Annotated in this window: 14 protein-coding genes and 1 riboswitch; of the genes, 6 read left to right on the top strand and 8 right to left on the bottom strand. The window is 72.8% G+C overall.

Annotated features, from left to right (window positions below; translation table 11 throughout):
• Positions 1-4: 4 nt before the first annotated feature.
• From ACZ67Q_RS22205 to ACZ67Q_RS22195, 3 genes are read right to left on the bottom strand one after another with little or no spacing between them, the layout of a single operon-like run.
• Positions 5-1294, bottom strand: coding sequence for a bifunctional 3,4-dihydroxy-2-butanone-4-phosphate synthase/GTP cyclohydrolase II (locus ACZ67Q_RS22205; RefSeq protein ID WP_471184713.1), 1290 nt, complete (start codon positions 1292-1294; stop codon positions 5-7).
• Positions 1291-1932, bottom strand: a complete 642-nt coding sequence (locus tag ACZ67Q_RS22200) for a nicotinamide mononucleotide transporter family protein (protein ID WP_471184710.1) — start codon at positions 1930-1932, stop codon at positions 1291-1293. The genes ACZ67Q_RS22205 and ACZ67Q_RS22200 overlap by 4 nt, the downstream gene beginning before the upstream one ends.
• A complete protein-coding gene (locus ACZ67Q_RS22195; RefSeq protein WP_471184707.1) occupies positions 1929-2537 on the bottom strand; it encodes a riboflavin synthase in 609 nt (202 codons plus the stop codon). The genes ACZ67Q_RS22200 and ACZ67Q_RS22195 overlap by 4 nt, the downstream gene beginning before the upstream one ends.
• Positions 2538-2683: 146 nt before the next feature.
• Positions 2684-2814: riboswitch (FMN riboswitch) on the bottom strand.
• Between the two features lie 331 nt (positions 2815-3145).
• On the opposite strand from ACZ67Q_RS22195, the gene ACZ67Q_RS22190 reads away from it, so the two are divergent.
• Both ACZ67Q_RS22190 and ACZ67Q_RS22185 read left to right on the top strand, forming a co-directional pair.
• A complete protein-coding gene (locus ACZ67Q_RS22190) occupies positions 3146-4033 on the top strand; it encodes an RNA polymerase sigma-70 factor (protein WP_471184704.1) in 888 nt (295 codons plus the stop codon).
• Positions 4034-4124: 91 nt separating this feature from the next.
• The gene (locus ACZ67Q_RS22185) at positions 4125-4877 is read left to right on the top strand and encodes an SDR family oxidoreductase (RefSeq protein WP_471184701.1); all 753 of its coding nucleotides are present in this window, start codon (positions 4125-4127) and stop codon (positions 4875-4877) included.
• Positions 4878-5013: 136 nt separating this feature from the next.
• Here the strand turns inward: ACZ67Q_RS22185 and ACZ67Q_RS22180 are convergent, their stop codons facing one another.
• A complete protein-coding gene (locus ACZ67Q_RS22180; protein ID WP_471184698.1) occupies positions 5014-6216 on the bottom strand; it encodes an ROK family transcriptional regulator in 1203 nt (400 codons plus the stop codon).
• Positions 6217-6327: 111 nt separating this feature from the next.
• Between ACZ67Q_RS22180 and ACZ67Q_RS22175 the strand changes: the two genes are divergently transcribed.
• Positions 6328-7542, top strand: coding sequence for an MFS transporter (locus ACZ67Q_RS22175; protein WP_471184696.1), 1215 nt, complete (start codon positions 6328-6330; stop codon positions 7540-7542).
• Here the strand turns inward: ACZ67Q_RS22175 and ACZ67Q_RS22170 are convergent.
• Positions 7499-7960, bottom strand: a complete 462-nt coding sequence (locus ACZ67Q_RS22170; RefSeq protein WP_471184693.1) for an acyl-CoA thioesterase — start codon at positions 7958-7960, stop codon at positions 7499-7501. The two genes, ACZ67Q_RS22175 and ACZ67Q_RS22170, sit on opposite strands and share 44 nt — an antisense overlap.
• Positions 7961-8112: 152 nt before the next feature.
• Between ACZ67Q_RS22170 and ACZ67Q_RS22165 the strand changes: the two genes are divergently transcribed.
• Entirely contained in the window at positions 8113-9516 is a 1404-nt protein-coding gene (locus tag ACZ67Q_RS22165) for a uracil-xanthine permease family protein (RefSeq protein WP_471184691.1), read from the top strand.
• 6 nt (positions 9517-9522) lie between these two features.
• Here ACZ67Q_RS22165 and ACZ67Q_RS22160 read toward each other — a convergent pair whose 3' ends face one another.
• A complete protein-coding gene (locus ACZ67Q_RS22160) occupies positions 9523-10653 on the bottom strand; it encodes a glycoside hydrolase family 6 protein (RefSeq protein ID WP_471184860.1) in 1131 nt (376 codons plus the stop codon).
• 205 nt (positions 10654-10858) lie between these two features.
• On the opposite strand from ACZ67Q_RS22160, the gene ACZ67Q_RS22155 reads away from it, so the two are divergent.
• Both ACZ67Q_RS22155 and ACZ67Q_RS22150 read left to right on the top strand, forming a co-directional pair.
• Positions 10859-11545, top strand: a complete 687-nt coding sequence (locus tag ACZ67Q_RS22155; protein ID WP_471184688.1) for a DUF5995 family protein — start codon at positions 10859-10861, stop codon at positions 11543-11545.
• Between the two features lie 153 nt (positions 11546-11698).
• Positions 11699-12628, top strand: coding sequence for an LLM class F420-dependent oxidoreductase (locus ACZ67Q_RS22150; protein WP_471184685.1), 930 nt, complete (start codon positions 11699-11701; stop codon positions 12626-12628).
• Between the two features lie 19 nt (positions 12629-12647).
• Here ACZ67Q_RS22150 and ACZ67Q_RS22145 read toward each other — a convergent pair whose 3' ends face one another.
• The gene (locus tag ACZ67Q_RS22145; RefSeq protein ID WP_471184682.1) at positions 12648-14345 is read right to left on the bottom strand and encodes a flavin monoamine oxidase family protein; all 1698 of its coding nucleotides are present in this window, start codon (positions 14343-14345) and stop codon (positions 12648-12650) included.
• Between the two features lie 107 nt (positions 14346-14452).
• The gene (locus ACZ67Q_RS22140) at positions 14453-15241 is read right to left on the bottom strand and encodes a carbon-nitrogen hydrolase family protein (RefSeq protein ID WP_471184680.1); all 789 of its coding nucleotides are present in this window, start codon (positions 15239-15241) and stop codon (positions 14453-14455) included.
• Positions 15242-15656 lie beyond the last annotated feature (415 nt).

Here is a 15656-nt window from a genome sequence, read left to right as displayed (position 1 = left end):
GTTGTTACTGGTTGCCGCAGGTGGTGACGGGTGCCGTGTCCAGCCAGGGCAGGTCGTGCCCCATCCGGTCCCGCTTGGTTCGCAGATACCGCAGATTGTGCTCGCCGGCCGTCACGGCCATCGGCTCCCGGCCGGTGACCTCGATGCCGTGCCGCTGCAGCGCGTCGGTCTTGTCGGGGTTGTTGGTCATCAGGCGGACGCTGCGCACGCCCAGGTCGGTCAGGATCTGCGCGCCGGCCGCGTAGTCGCGGGCGTCGGCGGGCAGCCCGAGCTCCAGGTTGGCGTCCAGCGTGTCGCGGCCGCGTTCCTGGAGTTCGTAGGCGCGCAGCTTGGACATCAGGCCGATGCCGCGGCCCTCGTGTCCGCGCAGGTAGACGACGACACCGCGGCCCTCGTCGTGGATGCGCTCCAGGGAGGCGTCGAGCTGGGGACCGCAGTCGCAGCGCTGTGAGCCGAAGACGTCGCCGGTGAGGCATTCGGAGTGGACGCGGACCAGGACGTCCGTGCCGTCGCCGATCTCGCCGTGGACGAGGGCGACGTGCTCGACGCCGTCGACGGTGGAGCGGTAGCCGTAGGCGGTGAAGGTGCCGTGCGCGGTCGGCAGGTGGACCTCGGCCTCGCGGCGGACGGTGGGCTCGCTGCTGCGGCGGTAGGCGATCAGGTCCTCGATGGAGATGATCGTCAGGCCGTGCTTGCGGGCGAAGGGGATCAGCTCGGGCAGGCGCAGCATGCGGCCGTCCTCGCCGGCGATCTCGACGATGGCGCCGGCCGGGCGCAGGCCCGCGAGGCGGGCGAGGTCGACGGCGGCCTCGGTGTGGCCGTTGCGGACCAGCACACCGCCGGAGCGGGCGCGCAGCGGGAAGACATGGCCGGGACGTACCAGGTCGGTGGGCTCGGCGGTGCCGCTCGCCAGCAGCCGGAGCGTGGTGGCGCGGTCGGACGCCGAGATGCCGGTGGTCACGCCGTGGGCGCCGGAGGCGTCGACGGAGACCGTGAAGGCCGTCTTCATGGACTCGGTGTTGTCCTGGACCATCTGCGGCAGTTCCAGCCGGTCCAGTTCGTCGCCCTCCATGGGGGCGCAGATCAGGCCGCGGCACTCGCTCATCATGAAGGCGACGATCTCCTCGGTCGCCTTCTCGGCCGCGATGACGAGGTCGCCCTCGTTCTCGCGGTCCTCGTCGTCCACGACCACGACCGGGCGGCCGGCGGCGATGTCGGCGATGGCCTGCTCGATGGGGTCGAGGGAGAAGTCCTCGACGCCGTCGGTGGAGTACAGGATCGGTGCGGTGCTCATGCCGGCGCTCCTTCCAGGGCGGGCTGCGCACTCCGGCGGGAGCGCAGCCACCAGTCGCGCATGCCCCACAGGACGAGCGCGCCGTAGATGACGTAGACGAATCCGGAGAAGGCGTAGCCGTTGGCGAAGTTCAGGGGGACGCCGACGAGGTCGACGAGCAGCCAGGCGAACCAGAACTCGACCATGCCCTTGGCCTGGGCGTACATGGCGACGATGGTGCCGACGAAGATGTAGGCGTCGGGCCAGGGGTCCCAGGACAGCTTCGGGTAGGCGGTGAAGAGCAGGGCGACGGCGACGGTGCCGACGGCGGCCGCGGCGAGCATCGCGCCGCGCTCGGGCCAGGTCGCGAACCGGACGGTGATCCGGCCGTCCTCGGCCTTGCCCCGGCCGCGCTGCCACTGCCACCAGCCGTACAGGGCGACGACCATGACGACGACCTGCTTGCCGGCGCTGCCGGTGAGGTGGCCGTAGAAGGCGCCGAAGAGGACCAGTCCGGACAGGAACTGCACCGGCCAGGTCCACACGTAGCGCCGCCAGCCGAGGGCGAGGGTGATCAGGCCGAGGATGTTGCCGACCATGTCGGACCAGATGATGTGCTGGCCGAAGAGGGTGAACGCCTCGGAGTTCATCCAGTTCATCGGCCGGCCCCCGGCAGGCGGTCGCCGAGCATCCGCTCGACGTACTTGGCGACGACGTCCACCTCGAGGTTGACCGGGTCGCCGGGCTGCTTGAGGCCGAGCGTGGTCAGGGCGAGGGTGGTCGGGATGAGGCTCACGGTGAAGTAGTCGGGCCCGGCGTCCACCACGGTGAGGCTGATGCCGTCGACGGTGATGGAGCCCTTCTCGACCACGTAGCGGGAGAGGTCGGCGGGGAGGGAGATCTTCACGATCTCCCAGTGCTCCGAGGGCTTGCGGTCGAGGATCTCACCGGTGCCGTCCACGTGGCCCTGCACGATGTGACCGCCGAGGCGGTCGCCGACGGCCATGGGGCGTTCGAGGTTGACCCGGGAGCCGACGGTGAGGGCCCCGAGGCTGGAGCGGTCGAGGGTCTCCGCCATGACGTCGGCGGTGAACTCGTCACCCTCGTGCTCGACGACGGTGAGGCAGACGCCGTTGACGGCGATGGAGTCTCCGTGCTTCGCGCCCTCGGTGACGACGGGCCCGCGCAGCCGGAAGCGACAGGCGTCGTCGAGGGTCTCGACGGCGGTGATCTCGCCCAGCTCTTCGACGATTCCGGTGAACACTTCCCGGGTCCTCCTGCCTCATGGGGGCACGGACTCCGGGGCTGTCGATGACGACAGAGACCACGGGCAGGAACACCGGGGGCGACGCCGGACAGACCCGTCCACCAGGACGAGCGAATACGGCGGCGCGCATGGATGCCCGCCCGCCGCGCACTGCCTCCCATCCGGACTTTAACCGTCGGTCCAGGAATTTCACCTGGTCAACCGGTCACTGGAGGTGACCGGGTCGCGGACTGTAACCGCCGGTTCGGACTTTCACCGACCCCGGAGTGCGCTGCTTTAGGTACAGGGCCAGTGTGCCACGGCCGATACTCGTCCATGCGGGTGATGTGTGTGGAGTGGCTCACAGGGCGACCCCGACGACTCATTGGTCCATACCTGTTGACATATTGGTCTAGTCCTCCCTATGGTCGGCGCAACTTCCCAGCGGACAGGCGCTGTTGCCGTCGGCGGGAGCGGGCCGTCCCCGGACCGCGGGGCCTGCCGGGCCGCCCGCGCAGACGGGCCCGGCGGCGGTGACGACGGCCCTTGCCCGCCGCCGGGTCCTCCCATGCCCGGGCACCGGTCCTGCCATGTCGGGGCGGCGGACCGTCTGGCAGGGTGAGGACATGACGACCGCGCTCGCCGAGGAGTTCGAGGCCCACCGTCCCCGTCTGTTCGGTCTGGCCTACCGCATGCTGGGTTCCGCCCAGGAGGCCGAGGACCTCGTCCAGGACGCCTACCTGCGGTTCAGCGGCTCCGACCGCACCGAGATCACCCACCCCGGGGCCTGGCTCGCCAAGGTCGTCACCAACCTGTGCCTCAACCGTCTGACGTCCGCCCGGGCCCGGCGCGAGAGCTACGTCGGCGCCTGGCTGCCGGAGCCCGTGGTCACCCTGGACGGCACACTCGGCCCCCAGGAGTCCGCCGAGCAGCGCGAGGCGGTGTCCGTGGCACTGCTGGTCCTGCTGGAGCGGCTCACTCCGACCGAGCGGGCGGTGTACGTACTGCGCGAGGCGTTCGGCTACGGCCACCGCGAGATCGCGGACGTACTGGACCTGAGCGAGGCCAACTGCCGCCAGCTGCACCGGCGGGCGCTCAAGCGGATGGAGTCGGCCGAGAACCGGTTCAGGCCGACGCCCGACCGTCAGCGCGAGCTGGTCGCCTCCTTCCTCTCCGCCGCCCGGGACGGCGACCTCGCCGGGCTGGAGAAGCTGCTCGCCGACGACGTGACCTGGTGGAGCGACGGAGGCGGCAAGGTCAGCGCGGCGCTGCGGCCCGTCCGGGGCCGGGAGAAGGTGCTGCGCTTCCTGCTGGGCATCTCCCGGAAGTACGGCGCGGACATGGACTTCGCGGTGGCGGAGGTGAACGGCGCGGACGCGGTGCTCCTGCGGGGCGGCGACACGCTGTACGGGGTGGTCGCCTTCGAGTACCGCGACGGTCTGATCACCGAAGCGTGGACGGTGATGAACCCGGACAAACTGGAGTTCGTACGCCGTCAGCTCGACCGGTCGTAGGAGCCTGTCACATTCTCGCGGGCTGTCCGGTCCCAGCTGGTGAAGGGCGCTCCGTCCGGGAGCGCCCGGCGCCGTGAAGGAGCTGAACAGCATGACCACGATCCTGGTGACCGGCGGCACCGGCACCCTCGGCCGGCTCGTCACCGAGCGGCTGCGCGCGGGCGGCCACGAGGTGCGCGTGCTCAGCCGGCACACACAGCCGTACGCCGCCGATCTGCGCGAGGGCGGTCCCGGACTGGACGCGGCCGTGGCGGGTGTGGACACGATCGTCCACTGCGCGAGCAGTCCGCGCGGCGACGAGCGCGCGGCCGGGAACCTGATCGCGGCGGCACGGCGGGCCGGGGTGGGACATCTGGTGTACATCTCGATCGTGGGCGTGGACCGGGTGCCCTTCGGCTACTACCGCTCCAAGTTCGCGGTGGAAAAGCTGGTGGAGGAGTCCGGTCTCGGCTGGACGATCCTGCGTACGACGCAGTTCCACGATCTGGTGGTGCAGGTGCTCGGAACGCTGGCGAAGTCCCCCGTGATGCCGGTTCCGGCCGCGCTGAGCGACCAGCCGATCGAGGTGGCGGAGGTCGCCGGCCGGCTGACCGAGCTGGCCCTCGGCGCGCCCGCGGGCCGGGTGGCGGACATGGGCGGCCCCGAGGTGCGCACGCTGGAGTCGCTGGCCCGCGCGTGGCTGAGGGCGACGGGGCGGCGGCGCCCCGTCGTGCCGGTACGGCTGTGGGGTGCGGCGTACCGCGCCTTCAGGGCCGGTGGGCACCTCGCGCCGCACCACGCCGTGGGTGTGGGCACGTTCGAGCAGTACCTGGCGAAGCGCTTCGGCGACGCGGCGGCCCGCTGAGGCGGTCCCTTCCGGTCCGAGCCCGGGCGAGCGTCCGCCGCGCCCGCGGCCCGGCGAAGGGCCACCACGCCTGGCCCGGCGGACGGCTGCTCCCCTGCGGCCCGGAACAGGTACTCCTCCAGGGCCCCGTGGACCTCTACCCGCGCGGCCCGGCGAACAGCTCGTCCTGCGCGCGTTCCCGGGCCGTCAGCAGCGCGCCGCGCAGTACGGCGCCGCCGCCGAGCGTGCTCGCCCGGACCTGGGTGGGCAGCGGCGACATCGCGTCGAGGCGTTCCTGCACGCGTCGCGCGAGGGCGTCCGCACCGGCCTGCCCCAGCTCGCCGCCGAGGACCAGGCAGCCGGGGTCGAGGACGGCCACGACCGAGGCGGCGCCGACGGCGATCCGTGCGGCGAGCGCGTCGAGGAAACGGTCGGCGGCGCCGGGGGCCGCGGCCTGGCGGGAGGCCGCCACCGCGGCCCGCACGATCGCCGCGCCCACCGGTTCGCCCTCCCGCGCGGTGCCGCTCAGCCCGTGCTCCGCGGCCAGCCCGGCGACCGCCGCCGCACCCGCCAGCGAGTGGAAGCCCCCCTCGCAGCCCGTCGCCGACGGCAGTCCCGCCGTGCCGGGCACCGGCAGGAACCCGATCTCCCCGGTACCGCCGGAGGCGCCCCGGCGCAACGCCCCGTCGAGGACGACGGCGGCGCCGGTGCCGTGGCCGAGCCAGAGCAGGACGAAGGTGTCGCGGTCACGGGCGGCGCCGTCGCGCTGCTCGGCCAGCGCGGCGAGGTTGGTCTCGTTCTCGACGCTGACGCGTGCGTCGGGCAGGCGCTCCTGGAGGGCCGCCACCAGGCGGCGGTGCCAGGCGGGCAGGCCGCTGGAGTCACGGAGTTCGCCGGTGGCGGGGTCGATGAGGCCGGGCGCGCCGATGCCGACGGTGTGCAGCCGCTCGGCGCCCGCCTCCTTGACCGTGCGCTCGACGAGGGCGACCGCCTGCTCCACCGCCGGCCCCGTGCCGCTCTCACCGGCGATGGGCGCGGACGCCTCGGCCAGGACGCGGCCGACCAGGTCGGAGACGAGCACGGTGACGCCCTCCGTGCGCACGTCGAGCGCGGCGAGGTGGGCGCGGCCGGCGACGATGCCGTACAGCTTGGCGTTGGGGCCGCGGCGCTGTTCCCCGGCCTCGCCGACGACGGTGATCAGGCCGGACACCGTGAGCCGCTCGACGAGGTCGGCGACCGTGGGCCGGGACAGGCCGGTCAGCTCCTTGAGCCGGGCGGCCGTCAGCGGGCCCTCCTGCTGGAGCAGCCGCAGGGCGAGCCGGTCGTTGATGGCCCGGGCGGTGCGCGGTGATGCGGGCATGGTCGCATCGTATCCGCTATCTATCAGGCAGGGTTCCTGATAGTTTGCTGCGGCACCGTGGCGGCACCGCCGTCACGCAGCGGGCCGACGCATGTCCGGGAGGGGCGGAATATGAAGGCTGTGTCCTACGACCAGCGCGCGGTGCGGCGGGCCCGGTACGCCGTGGCCGCCGTGTTCGCCGTGCACGGCGCGGTGACCGGCTCGTTCGCGACGCGGGTGCCGTGGATCCAGGAGCACGCCGCGGTGAGCGCGGGCCAGCTGGGCCTCGCCCTCGCCTTCCCGGCGCTCGGCGCGTCCCTGGCGATGCCGCTCGCGGGCCGGATCAGCCACACCTTCGGCGCCCGCAACGCCCTGCGCGGGCTGATCGCCCTGTGGACGCTGTCGCTCACCCTGCCGTCCCTCGCCCCGAACCTGCTCACCCTGTGCCTGGCGCTGTTCGTCTACGGCGCGACCGCGGGCATGGCAGACGTGGCGATGAACGCGCTCGGCGTCGAGGTGGAGAACCGGCTCGGGCGCTCGATCATGTCCGGCCTGCACGGCATGTGGAGCGCGGGCGCCCTGATCGGCTCGGCCGCGGGGACGCTGGCCGCACACCTGGGCGCCGACGCCCGGCTGCACCACACGCTGGCGGCCGCCGTGCTGACCGTGCTCGGGATCGCTGCCTGCACCTGGGTGCTGGACCTGCAGCCGGCCGAGGACGAGGAGCCGCCGCCGCGGTTCGCGCTGCCGCCGAAGTCCGCGCTGCTCATCGGCGCGATCGGGTTCTGCGCGGTGTTCGCCGAGGGCGCGAGCCTGGACTGGTCGGCGGTCTACCTGCGGGACCGCCTGGGTACCTCGGCGGGGCTCGCGGCGGCCTGCACCACGGGCTTCACCCTGACCATGGCGGTGGCCCGGATCGCCGGCGACAAGGTCGTCGACCGCTACGGCTCGGTGCGCACGGTCCGGGCGGGCGGCGTTCTCGCCGTGCTCGGCGGGCTGCTCATCGTGGCCTCCCGCCAGCCGGCCCCGGCGATGGCCGGGTTCGCGCTGATGGGCCTCGGCATCGCGGTCGTGGTGCCGCTGTGCTTCGCCGCGGCGGGCCGCAGCGGTCCGAACCCGAGCCAGGCCATCGCGGGCGTCGCGACCATCACCTACACCTCGGGACTGGTCGCGCCGGGCGCCATCGGCGGCCTCGCCCAGGCGACCAGCCTGGTGGTGTCGTTCGGTCTGGTGACCCTGCTGGCCTGCGGTCTGGCCGCGTTCGCGGGTGTGCTGCGGGCGGGTGACCGGGGCCGTCCGACGGTCAGCCGTCCGACGGACGCAGCAGTTCCCGGCCCGCGGCCCTGAACGTCTCGCTCCACGGCGCCGGGCGCAGCGTGTCCGCGTCGAGCCGGACCAGCACCCGGCTGCCGCGCGCGTACGTCGTCGCCCCGTCGGCCGAGCAGAAGCGGAAGCCGTAGGTCAGGCCGGTGGTGCCGAGCCGCTCCAGCCACAGGTGGACGGCGTACACGCCGGGGCGGGTGACCGGGGCGTCGTAGGTGATCCGCAGTTCCTTCACCGCGTTGCAGGCGTCACCGGCCGCCGCCCAGTCGCCCTCGAAGACCAGGCCGTGCTCCTGCCACAGCTGCGCCCAGGCCCGCTCGACCATCAGTGGGTAGCGGGCGTTGTGCAGCAGGCCGAGCGCGTCCAGGTCGTCGAAGTGGACGGTGACGGTGATCAGCCGGCCGTACGACAGGGCGGGGGCGATCGGGGCTTCGGCGGTCACGGGTGGGTCTCCTGTGGTGGACGGTTCAACCAGTCCATCCTAAGCGGACGCTCAGCCCGCAACCCGGGCGGGACGGCGCCCGGCGGCCGGGCACCCTTCTGAGCGGGGACAATGGTCGGCGGCCCACCCGCACGACGAAAGCGAAACCCACCATGGATCTCGGCGTCCGCTGGAAACTGCACGGCGACGGACGCACCCCGGCCCCCGGAGCGGTGGTCCGGCCCGACGAACGGCTCTCCTGGCCGCGCACGATCGGCCTCGGAGCCCAGCACGTGGTGGCGATGTTCGGCGCGTCCTTCGTGGCGCCCGTGCTGATGGGGCTCGACCCGAACCTGGCGATCATGATGTCGGGCATCGCGACGGTGGTGTTCCTGCTCGCCACCCGCGGGCGGGTGCCCAGCTACCTGGGCTGCTCGCTGTCCTTCGTCGGCGTCGCCGCCGTCATCCGCGCCCAGGGCGGCACCAGCGCCACGGTCACCGGCGCGGTCTTCGTGGTCGGCGTCGTGCTGTTCCTGGTCGGGCTCGCCGTGCAGAAGTTCGGCGCGCGGATCATCCACGCGGCGATGCCGCCGATCGTGACCGGTGCGGTCGTGATGCTGATCGGATTCAACCTCGCCCCGGTCACCGCCTCGACGTACTGGCCGCAGGACCAGTGGACCGCCCTGCTGGTGATGCTGTTCACCGGGCTGGCCGTGGTGTGCCTGCGCGGCTTCTGGTCCCGCATCGCGATCTTCCTCGGGCTGGTCTTCGGCTACGGCATCTCCTGGCTCTTCGACCGGGTGTTCGGCAGGATCCACTCCGTGGACGCGAGCGGCAAGCTCACCGACCACTGGCGCCTGGACCTCTCGGGCGTGCACAAGGCCGACTGGGTCGGTCTGCCCTCCTTCCACGGCCCCACCTTCCAGTGGTCGGCGATCCTGGTCGCGCTGCCGGTCGTCATCGCGCTGGTCGCGGAGAACGCCGGACACGTCAAGGCGGTCGGCGAGATGACCGGCGACCCGCTCGACGACAAGCTCGGCACCGCCATCTCCGCCGACGGCATCGGCTCGATGCTGTCCACCGCGGTCGGCGGCCCGCCCAACACCACCTACTCCGAGAACATCGGCGTGATGGCCGCCACCCGCGTCTACTCCACCGCCGCCTACTGGGCCGCCGCCGGCTTCGCCCTGCTGTTCGGCCTGTGCCCGAAGTTCGGCGCGATCGTCGCCGCCATCCCGGGCGGCGTGCTCGGCGGCATCACCGTCATCCTGTACGGCATGATCGGCCTGCTCGGCGCGCAGATCTGGCTCAACGCCGGGGTCGACCTGCGCAATCCGCTCAACCTGGTGCCGGCCGCCGCCGGCATCATCATCGGCGTCGGCAACGTGACCATGAAGTTCACCGACACCTTCTCGCTCAGCGGCATCGCCCTCGGCACCCTCGTCGTCATCACCGGCTACCACGCCCTGCGCGCGTTCGCCCCCGCCCACCTCAAGACGCAGGAACCACTGCTCGACGAGGGCACCAGCTCCTACGACACCGAGGACGGCGACGGCTCCCGGCCGGCCACGTCATGACGGCTCTCAGCGCGCCAAGTCGTAGGCGTACGACGGCGTGAACGTGCCCGGCGCGCCCGCGCACCCGTCCGACTCCCCCGGCAGCTTCACCCACAGGTAGGCGTCGATCCGCGCCTCACCCGTGCGCAGCGTGGGCGTCCGGCCCAGCTTGCGGCCGGCCGGGTCGCACCACGCGCCGTCCGCCGGGGCGCCGTTGCCGTTGCGGCTGGTGTCGATGACGGCGCCCAGACCCCCCGGACCGCCGAGGGCGTCCAGCACCTGCCGGTCGTAGACGATCTCGTCGGCCGTGCGGTGGAAGTTGGAGACGTTGCTGAACACGCCGTCGGAGGACGCGGGGGAGGCGGCGCCCGCCTGCCGCAGCAGCGCCGCCTGCTCGGCCGGGGCGCGCCAGCCGGAGTGCCCGGCGTCGTAGTAGACCCGGGCCCGCGGGTTCGCGGCCTTGAGCACGCGGCCCGCGCGGGCCAGCGAGGCGAAGCGGGCGGCCCGGTCGGCGACGGACAGGCAGTCGGACTGGGCGATCGCGTCCGGCTCCAGGACGACGATCACCTCGCCGGAGCCCAGCCCCGCGGAGAAGCGGTCGATCCAGCCGTCGTAGGCGGGCAGGTCGGGTGCCCCACCCCCGGAGGCGCCGCCGCAGTCGCGGCCCGGGATCGCGTACGCCACGACGACCGGCACCCGGCCCTGCGCGGCGGCGCCCGCGGTGACCGAGCGCACCCGGGAGGCGATCGTGTCCGTGTCGTGGTCGGCGAACCACACCGCGGCCGGCTGGTCGGCGATGCGGGAGGCGATGACCTCGGTTCGCGGGTCGCCGGGGTGGGCGCGGACCCAGTCCAGGACCTGCGAGTCGGGGTGGCGGTAGAGGCTGGTGGGGAGCGCGGGTGCGGCCCGTCGCGTCTTCCTCCCGGTCGGACCGGGGGACGGCTTCGCGGACGCCTCGGCGGACCCCGACGGCGAGGGCGCCGCCGGGGTGGGAGACGGCGGGGTGGGAGACGGCGGGGGCGGCGGCGGCCGGACGTCCAGCCGGGCCGACCGGGTCGTCTGCGGCCGGGCCGCGTCGGCGCCCCGTCCGTCCTCCAGCGCCGACATCGTCCCGGTGACGGTGCCGACGGCGACCACGACGGAGGCCGCCGCCACCATGGCGTGGCGCCGGACGGCACGCCGGCGCTGGGCCCGTCGCGCGGCGAGCCGCTGCGCACGTAAGCCGGACACGGTCCTACTCCCCCCTCGCTGCGGCCGCTCCCCCACGGCAGGCGCGCCGTACGCGGCGGGCCCGTTCCCCCGTTCTGGGGAAGCAGCGGGCCCGCCGGCACTCCGGCCAGCCTAGGACTGGGACCCTGCCTCCATGGCGCAGTTGGAACAGTTCACCACTCCCGTCGACGCGGTCGTCTCCCGCATGCGCGCGCTGGACGCGGCCCTGCCCGTGTGGGACGGCGTGGGGGTGTTCAACCGTGTCTACCTCGCCGTCACCGAGGAGGTCGGCCGGCGCATCGACACCGACGCCTTCCCGGACCGGCCGGCCGCGATCACGCTGGACGTGCTGTTCGCCGAGCGGTATCTGACGGCGGTCGAGGCGGACTCCGAAGGCCGCCGGGCACCGGCGTGCTGGCGCCCCCTGCTGCAGTTCCGCCGCCATCCCGGCGTACGGCCGCTGCAGTTCGCCCTCGCGGGCATCAACGCGCACATCGGCCACGACCTGGCGCTCGCCGTGGTGGACGCCTGCCGTAGCCTCGGCTGCGCTCCGGCCGAGCTGGAGGACGAGTACGACCGGGTGGGTGATGTCCTCGTGTCGCTGGAGGAGCGCATCCGCGAAGAGCTGATGCCTGGGCCCGACCTGTTGCAGATCGCCGACCCGCTCACCCATCTGCTCGGCTCCTGGAGCCTGGAGCGGGCCCGGGACGCCGCGTGGTCGGCGGCGCGTGCGCTGTGGGCGCTGCGTCTGCTGCCCGAACTGGCCGCGGAGTTCGCCGACCGCCTCGACGCGGCCGTGGGCTTCGCCGGCCGCATGATGCTCACCCCGCTGCCCGCCTGAGCCTGGCCCGGCGGGTGCGCGGGCCGCCCGGCCGGGCGCGGCCCGCGCACCCGGGCAGGCCACGCCGCCGAGCGCGTGGACCGACGGGTGTGCTCCCGTGGGCCGCTGTACGTTGGCCGATGGGGCACTCCGATCGCGAAGGAGCAATCAGTCATGGCCATCCGTCTCGGACTAGGTCTTCCCCAGCACCGGCAGTACGACCTCGCCCAGGACGTCACCGACGTGGCGCGTACCGCCGAGCAGATCGGATACGACAGCCTGTGGGTGTACGAGCGGGCCCTGGTCCCGGAGAACCCCACCCAGGGCCTGTACGGCATCCCCGGCCTGCCCTGGCCCGAATTCTACCGCGGCATGGCGCACCCGCTGGTCACGTTGACGCTGGCCGCGGCGGTCACCGAACGGGTCGGGCTGGGCTCGGGCATCCTGGTCGCGCCGCTGCACGGGCCGTTCCAGCTCGCCAAGGCCCTCGCGTCGCTGGACGCGGCGAGCGGCGGCCGGGTGATCGCCGGCCTGGGCTCCGGCTGGTCGACCGACGAGTTCGCCGCCGCGGGCGTACGGCCCTACGGGGAGCGCGGCCGGATGCTGGACGAGGTGATCGACGTGTGCCGGGCGGTGTGGGGCCCGGACCCGGTGAGCTACGAGGGCCGGGTCACGAAGCTCGACGGGGCCGTGGTCGGCCCGAAGCCCGCCCGGCCGATCCCGATCCTGGTGGGCGCGGCCAACACGAAGGCGCTGACGCGCGTCGTGGACCGCGCCGACGGCTGGATCCCGGTCGCCATGGGCGTGGACGCCTACGCCACGGGCTGGAACCAGCTTCAGGACATCGCCTCCGAGCGGGGCCGCAGCCAGCCGATCCTGCGGGTGCCGCGGGTGAACGCGACGTACAGCGCCAAGGCGTACGACGGCGACGACCGCCGGCCCTTCCAGGGCAACGCCGACCAGATCGTGACGGATCTCGCGGCGTTCGCCGAGGTCGGCATGGACGAGGTCCTGCTCGACCTGCAGACGACCCCGCGCGACGCCCAGGAACTGAAGGACGTCGCCGCGGAGGTCTACGAGAAGGCGCGGGCGGCCGGGTTGTGAGTCCGGCCGTGAACTGCCGTCAGTCCTCCGGCAGTTCGACGGGCGCGATCTCGTCGTAGACGTCACCCGGGCCGGGGTTCGACGCGTCCGTCGTTCCGCCGAAGTGGTGCATGACGCCCCAGACCGCGTTCAGCGCGGTCTGGATCGCGCCCTCGGCCCAGCCGGCCGTCCAGGAGATGTCGTCGCCGGCGAGGAAGATGCCGCGCTTGTCCTCGGGCAGCCGGTCCTGCATGAAGTGCGTGAACAGGCGCCGCTGGTAGCGGTAGTGGCCGGGCAGGTTGGCCTTGAACGCGCCCATGAAGTAGGGCTCGTTCTCCCAGGAGACCGTCACCGGGTTGCCGATGATGTGCTTCCTGATGTCGACCTTCGGGTAGATCTCGCCGAGCGACTTCAGCATGACCTCCATCCGCTCGTTCGCGGACAGCGGCAGCCACTTCAGGCTGTCGTCGCACCAGGTGTACGACAGGCAGATCACGGCGGGCTGGTCCGGGCCGTTGTCGAGGAGGTAGGTGCCGCGGGTCATGCGGTCGGTCAGCGTCATCGACATGACGTCCCGCCCGGTCTCCTCGTCCTTGTCCAGCCAGAACGGCCGGTCGACGGGCACGAAGAGCTTGCTGGACTCCATGTAGTGGGTGCGCTCGATCGCGGTCCAGTGGTCGATCGGGAACAGCGAGTCGTCACAGGCGATCTTGGACAGCAGCATCCAGGACTGTGCGGTGAAGATGGCCGCCTTGTAGGTGCGGATGTCGCCGTTCGCGTCGGTGACGGTGATCTGGTTGCCCGCGGTGCGGTGCAGCCGGGTCACGGCCGGGCGGGGCTCGCCGTCCACGTGCAGCGACTTCAGCGAGGTGCCGTACGGCCAGTGGACGATCTTCTCCGGCTCGCGCTCCCACAGGCGCAGCGGCAGCTGCTGGGAGCCGCCGACGATGCCGCGGTGGTGGTCGTCGGCCTCGGTGTAGACGACGCGCAGGATCTCCAGGATGGAGTTCGGGAAGTCGGTGTCCCAGCCGCCGGTGCCGAAGCCGACCTGGCCGAAGATCTCGCGGTGCCGGAAGGACTTGAAGGCCTCCGAGTCGCAGAGGAAACCGTAGAAGGTCTGGTTGTCGAGCTTCTCGACGAGCTGGGCCCAGATCTCACGGATGCGCGGGACGTCCCGCTCGCGCATCGCGCGGTTCATGTCGGAGAAGTCGGCGCCCTCTTCGAGGCACTTGTTCCATGCCTCGGCGACGTCCCGGTACACCTGCGGCAGGTCGTCGACGGTCTCCGCGTAGTGCGACTCGCCCTTGAGGTCGACCACGGTGGAGGGGGTGGCCTCCGCCAGCGGGTTCGGGAACGGCTTCGTCTCCAGGCCCACCAGGTCGATGTAGTGCTGCAGGGCGGTCGAGGACGGCGGGAAGCGCATCGCGCCCAGCTCGCAGTTCAGCGACTCGTCGCAGCCGTCGAAGCCGACGGTGCGCAGGCGGCCGCCGAGCTGGTCGGCCTCGTAGACGACGGGCTTGAGACCCATCTTCATCAGCTCGTACGCCGCGACGATGCCGGACAGGCCGCCGCCGATGATCGCGACCTCGGTGCCGTGCTCGGTCGCCGGGACCTGGCCGAGGCCCGCCGGGTGGGCCAGGAAGTCGTCGTAGGCGTAGGGGAAGTCCGGGCCGAACATGGTGATCGGCGGCTGCTGCTCGTCGGTGTGCTCGACGGCGTTGGGCACCGTGGACGTCATGGGGTACGGACTCCTTGCGGGGGTTCTGCTGGTGAGGCGGTTCGGGGGTGCGGACGCGTACGGAGGGCTCCGACGGGTCCGGAGGGGTTCGGACGTGTCCGGAGGGGTCAGACGAGGGACCCGTACAGGTCCGGGCGGCGGTCCTTCAGGTACGGGTTGTTCTCCCGGGACGCGGCCAGGAACGCCGGGTCGGCGTCGGCGAACACCAGTTGCTCGGCGCGGCCCGCGCGGGCGCGGGCGACTCCGTCGGGGCCGGCGAGGGTGGAGAGGCCGACGAACTCGAACCCGTCCTCCTGGCCGACCCGGTTGACGTACGCGACGTACATCTGGTTCTCGAAGGCCCGCACCGGGATCATCGACTCGGCGACGAACTGGAAGGGGTGCATCTGCGCCGTCGGCACGAGGAGGAGGTCGGTGCCGGCGAGGGCGTGGGCGCGGACGTTCTCCGGGAACTCGACGTCGTAGCAGATGAGCAGGCCGACGGTGAGGCCGTTCAGCTCGGCCTGGACGAGCTGGTCGTCGCCGGGGGTGAAGTGGTCCCGCTCGAAGCAGCCGAAGAGGTGGGTCTTGCGGTAGTTCGCACGGCGGGTGCCGGTGGCGTCGATCAGCTGGGCGGAGTTGTAGACGGTGTCGCCGTCCCGCTCCGGGTAGCCGTAGACGATGGCCAGGCCGTGCCGGGTCGCGATCTCCGCGATCGCGTCCGCGGAGTCGCCGTCGGCGGGCTCGGCGAGGCGGGCGATGTCGTCGCCGATCGCGTAGCCGGTCAGGAACATCTCCGGTGCGGTCAGCAGCGCGGCTCCGGCGGCGGCGGCGCGGCCCGCGGCGTCGTCGAGCACCTTGAGGTTCCCGGCGACGGATCCGGGGCGACCGGAGCTCTGGAGCAGGGCTGTGCGCATGCGTGTTCCTCACCGGTACGGAGGGGGTTTGGGGGCCTTCTAGACGGTACGGTCGGCTGCGCGGGCGGGACAAGGCGTCGCTGTTGCGCGGCGGTGAGCGGAATGTTGCGTGGGGTGGGGGGTGGGCGGCGAATCGTTGCGCGGGGCATGCCTGCGGGGGGCGCGGGTGCCGTCCTGCGGGGTGCGTTGTCGTCTGCGGGTTTCGTTGTGGTTGGTCGCGCCGTTCCCCGCGCCCCTTTTTGTGCCTGCGGCGGCCCGTTGCGGTCCGGTGGTCGGTTGCGGTGCGCGCCAACGGTTCGTTGTGGGTCGGGGGGGGGGGGGGGGGGGGGGGGGGGGGGGGGGGGGGGGGGGGGGGGGGGGCGGCGGGCGGGGGGGGGGGGGGGCGCGGGGGCGGGGGGGCCCCCCCCCCCCCACG

The sequence above is a fragment of the Streptomyces sp. NPDC036813 genome (genome assembly GCF_055609245.1).
Note: the sequence above shows the minus strand (reverse complement) of the source record. Positions and strands in the feature narration are given on the sequence as shown.

Bases quoted from the DNA above. Each gene is read 5' to 3' on its own strand.
- ACZ67Q_RS22205 (WP_471184713.1), bottom strand. From the start codon at position 1,294: ATGAGCACCGCACCGATCCTGTACTCCACCGACGGCGTCGAGGACTTC.
- ACZ67Q_RS22200 (WP_471184710.1), bottom strand. From the start codon at position 1,932: ATGAACTGGATGAACTCCGAGGCGTTCACCCTCTTCGGCCAGCACATC.
- ACZ67Q_RS22190 (WP_471184704.1), top strand. From the start codon at position 3,146: ATGACGACCGCGCTCGCCGAGGAGTTCGAGGCCCACCGTCCCCGTCTG.
- ACZ67Q_RS22185 (WP_471184701.1), top strand. From the start codon at position 4,125: ATGACCACGATCCTGGTGACCGGCGGCACCGGCACCCTCGGCCGGCTC.
- ACZ67Q_RS22180 (WP_471184698.1), bottom strand. From the start codon at position 6,216: ATGCCCGCATCACCGCGCACCGCCCGGGCCATCAACGACCGGCTCGCC.
- ACZ67Q_RS22175 (WP_471184696.1), top strand. From the start codon at position 6,328: ATGAAGGCTGTGTCCTACGACCAGCGCGCGGTGCGGCGGGCCCGGTAC.
- ACZ67Q_RS22165 (WP_471184691.1), top strand. From the start codon at position 8,113: ATGGATCTCGGCGTCCGCTGGAAACTGCACGGCGACGGACGCACCCCG.
- ACZ67Q_RS22160 (WP_471184860.1), bottom strand. From the start codon at position 10,653: ATGGTGGCGGCGGCCTCCGTCGTGGTCGCCGTCGGCACCGTCACCGGG.
- ACZ67Q_RS22155 (WP_471184688.1), top strand. From the start codon at position 10,859: ATGGCGCAGTTGGAACAGTTCACCACTCCCGTCGACGCGGTCGTCTCC.
- ACZ67Q_RS22150 (WP_471184685.1), top strand. From the start codon at position 11,699: ATGGCCATCCGTCTCGGACTAGGTCTTCCCCAGCACCGGCAGTACGAC.
- ACZ67Q_RS22145 (WP_471184682.1), bottom strand. From the start codon at position 14,345: ATGACGTCCACGGTGCCCAACGCCGTCGAGCACACCGACGAGCAGCAG.
- ACZ67Q_RS22140 (WP_471184680.1), bottom strand. From the start codon at position 15,241: ATGCGCACAGCCCTGCTCCAGAGCTCCGGTCGCCCCGGATCCGTCGCC.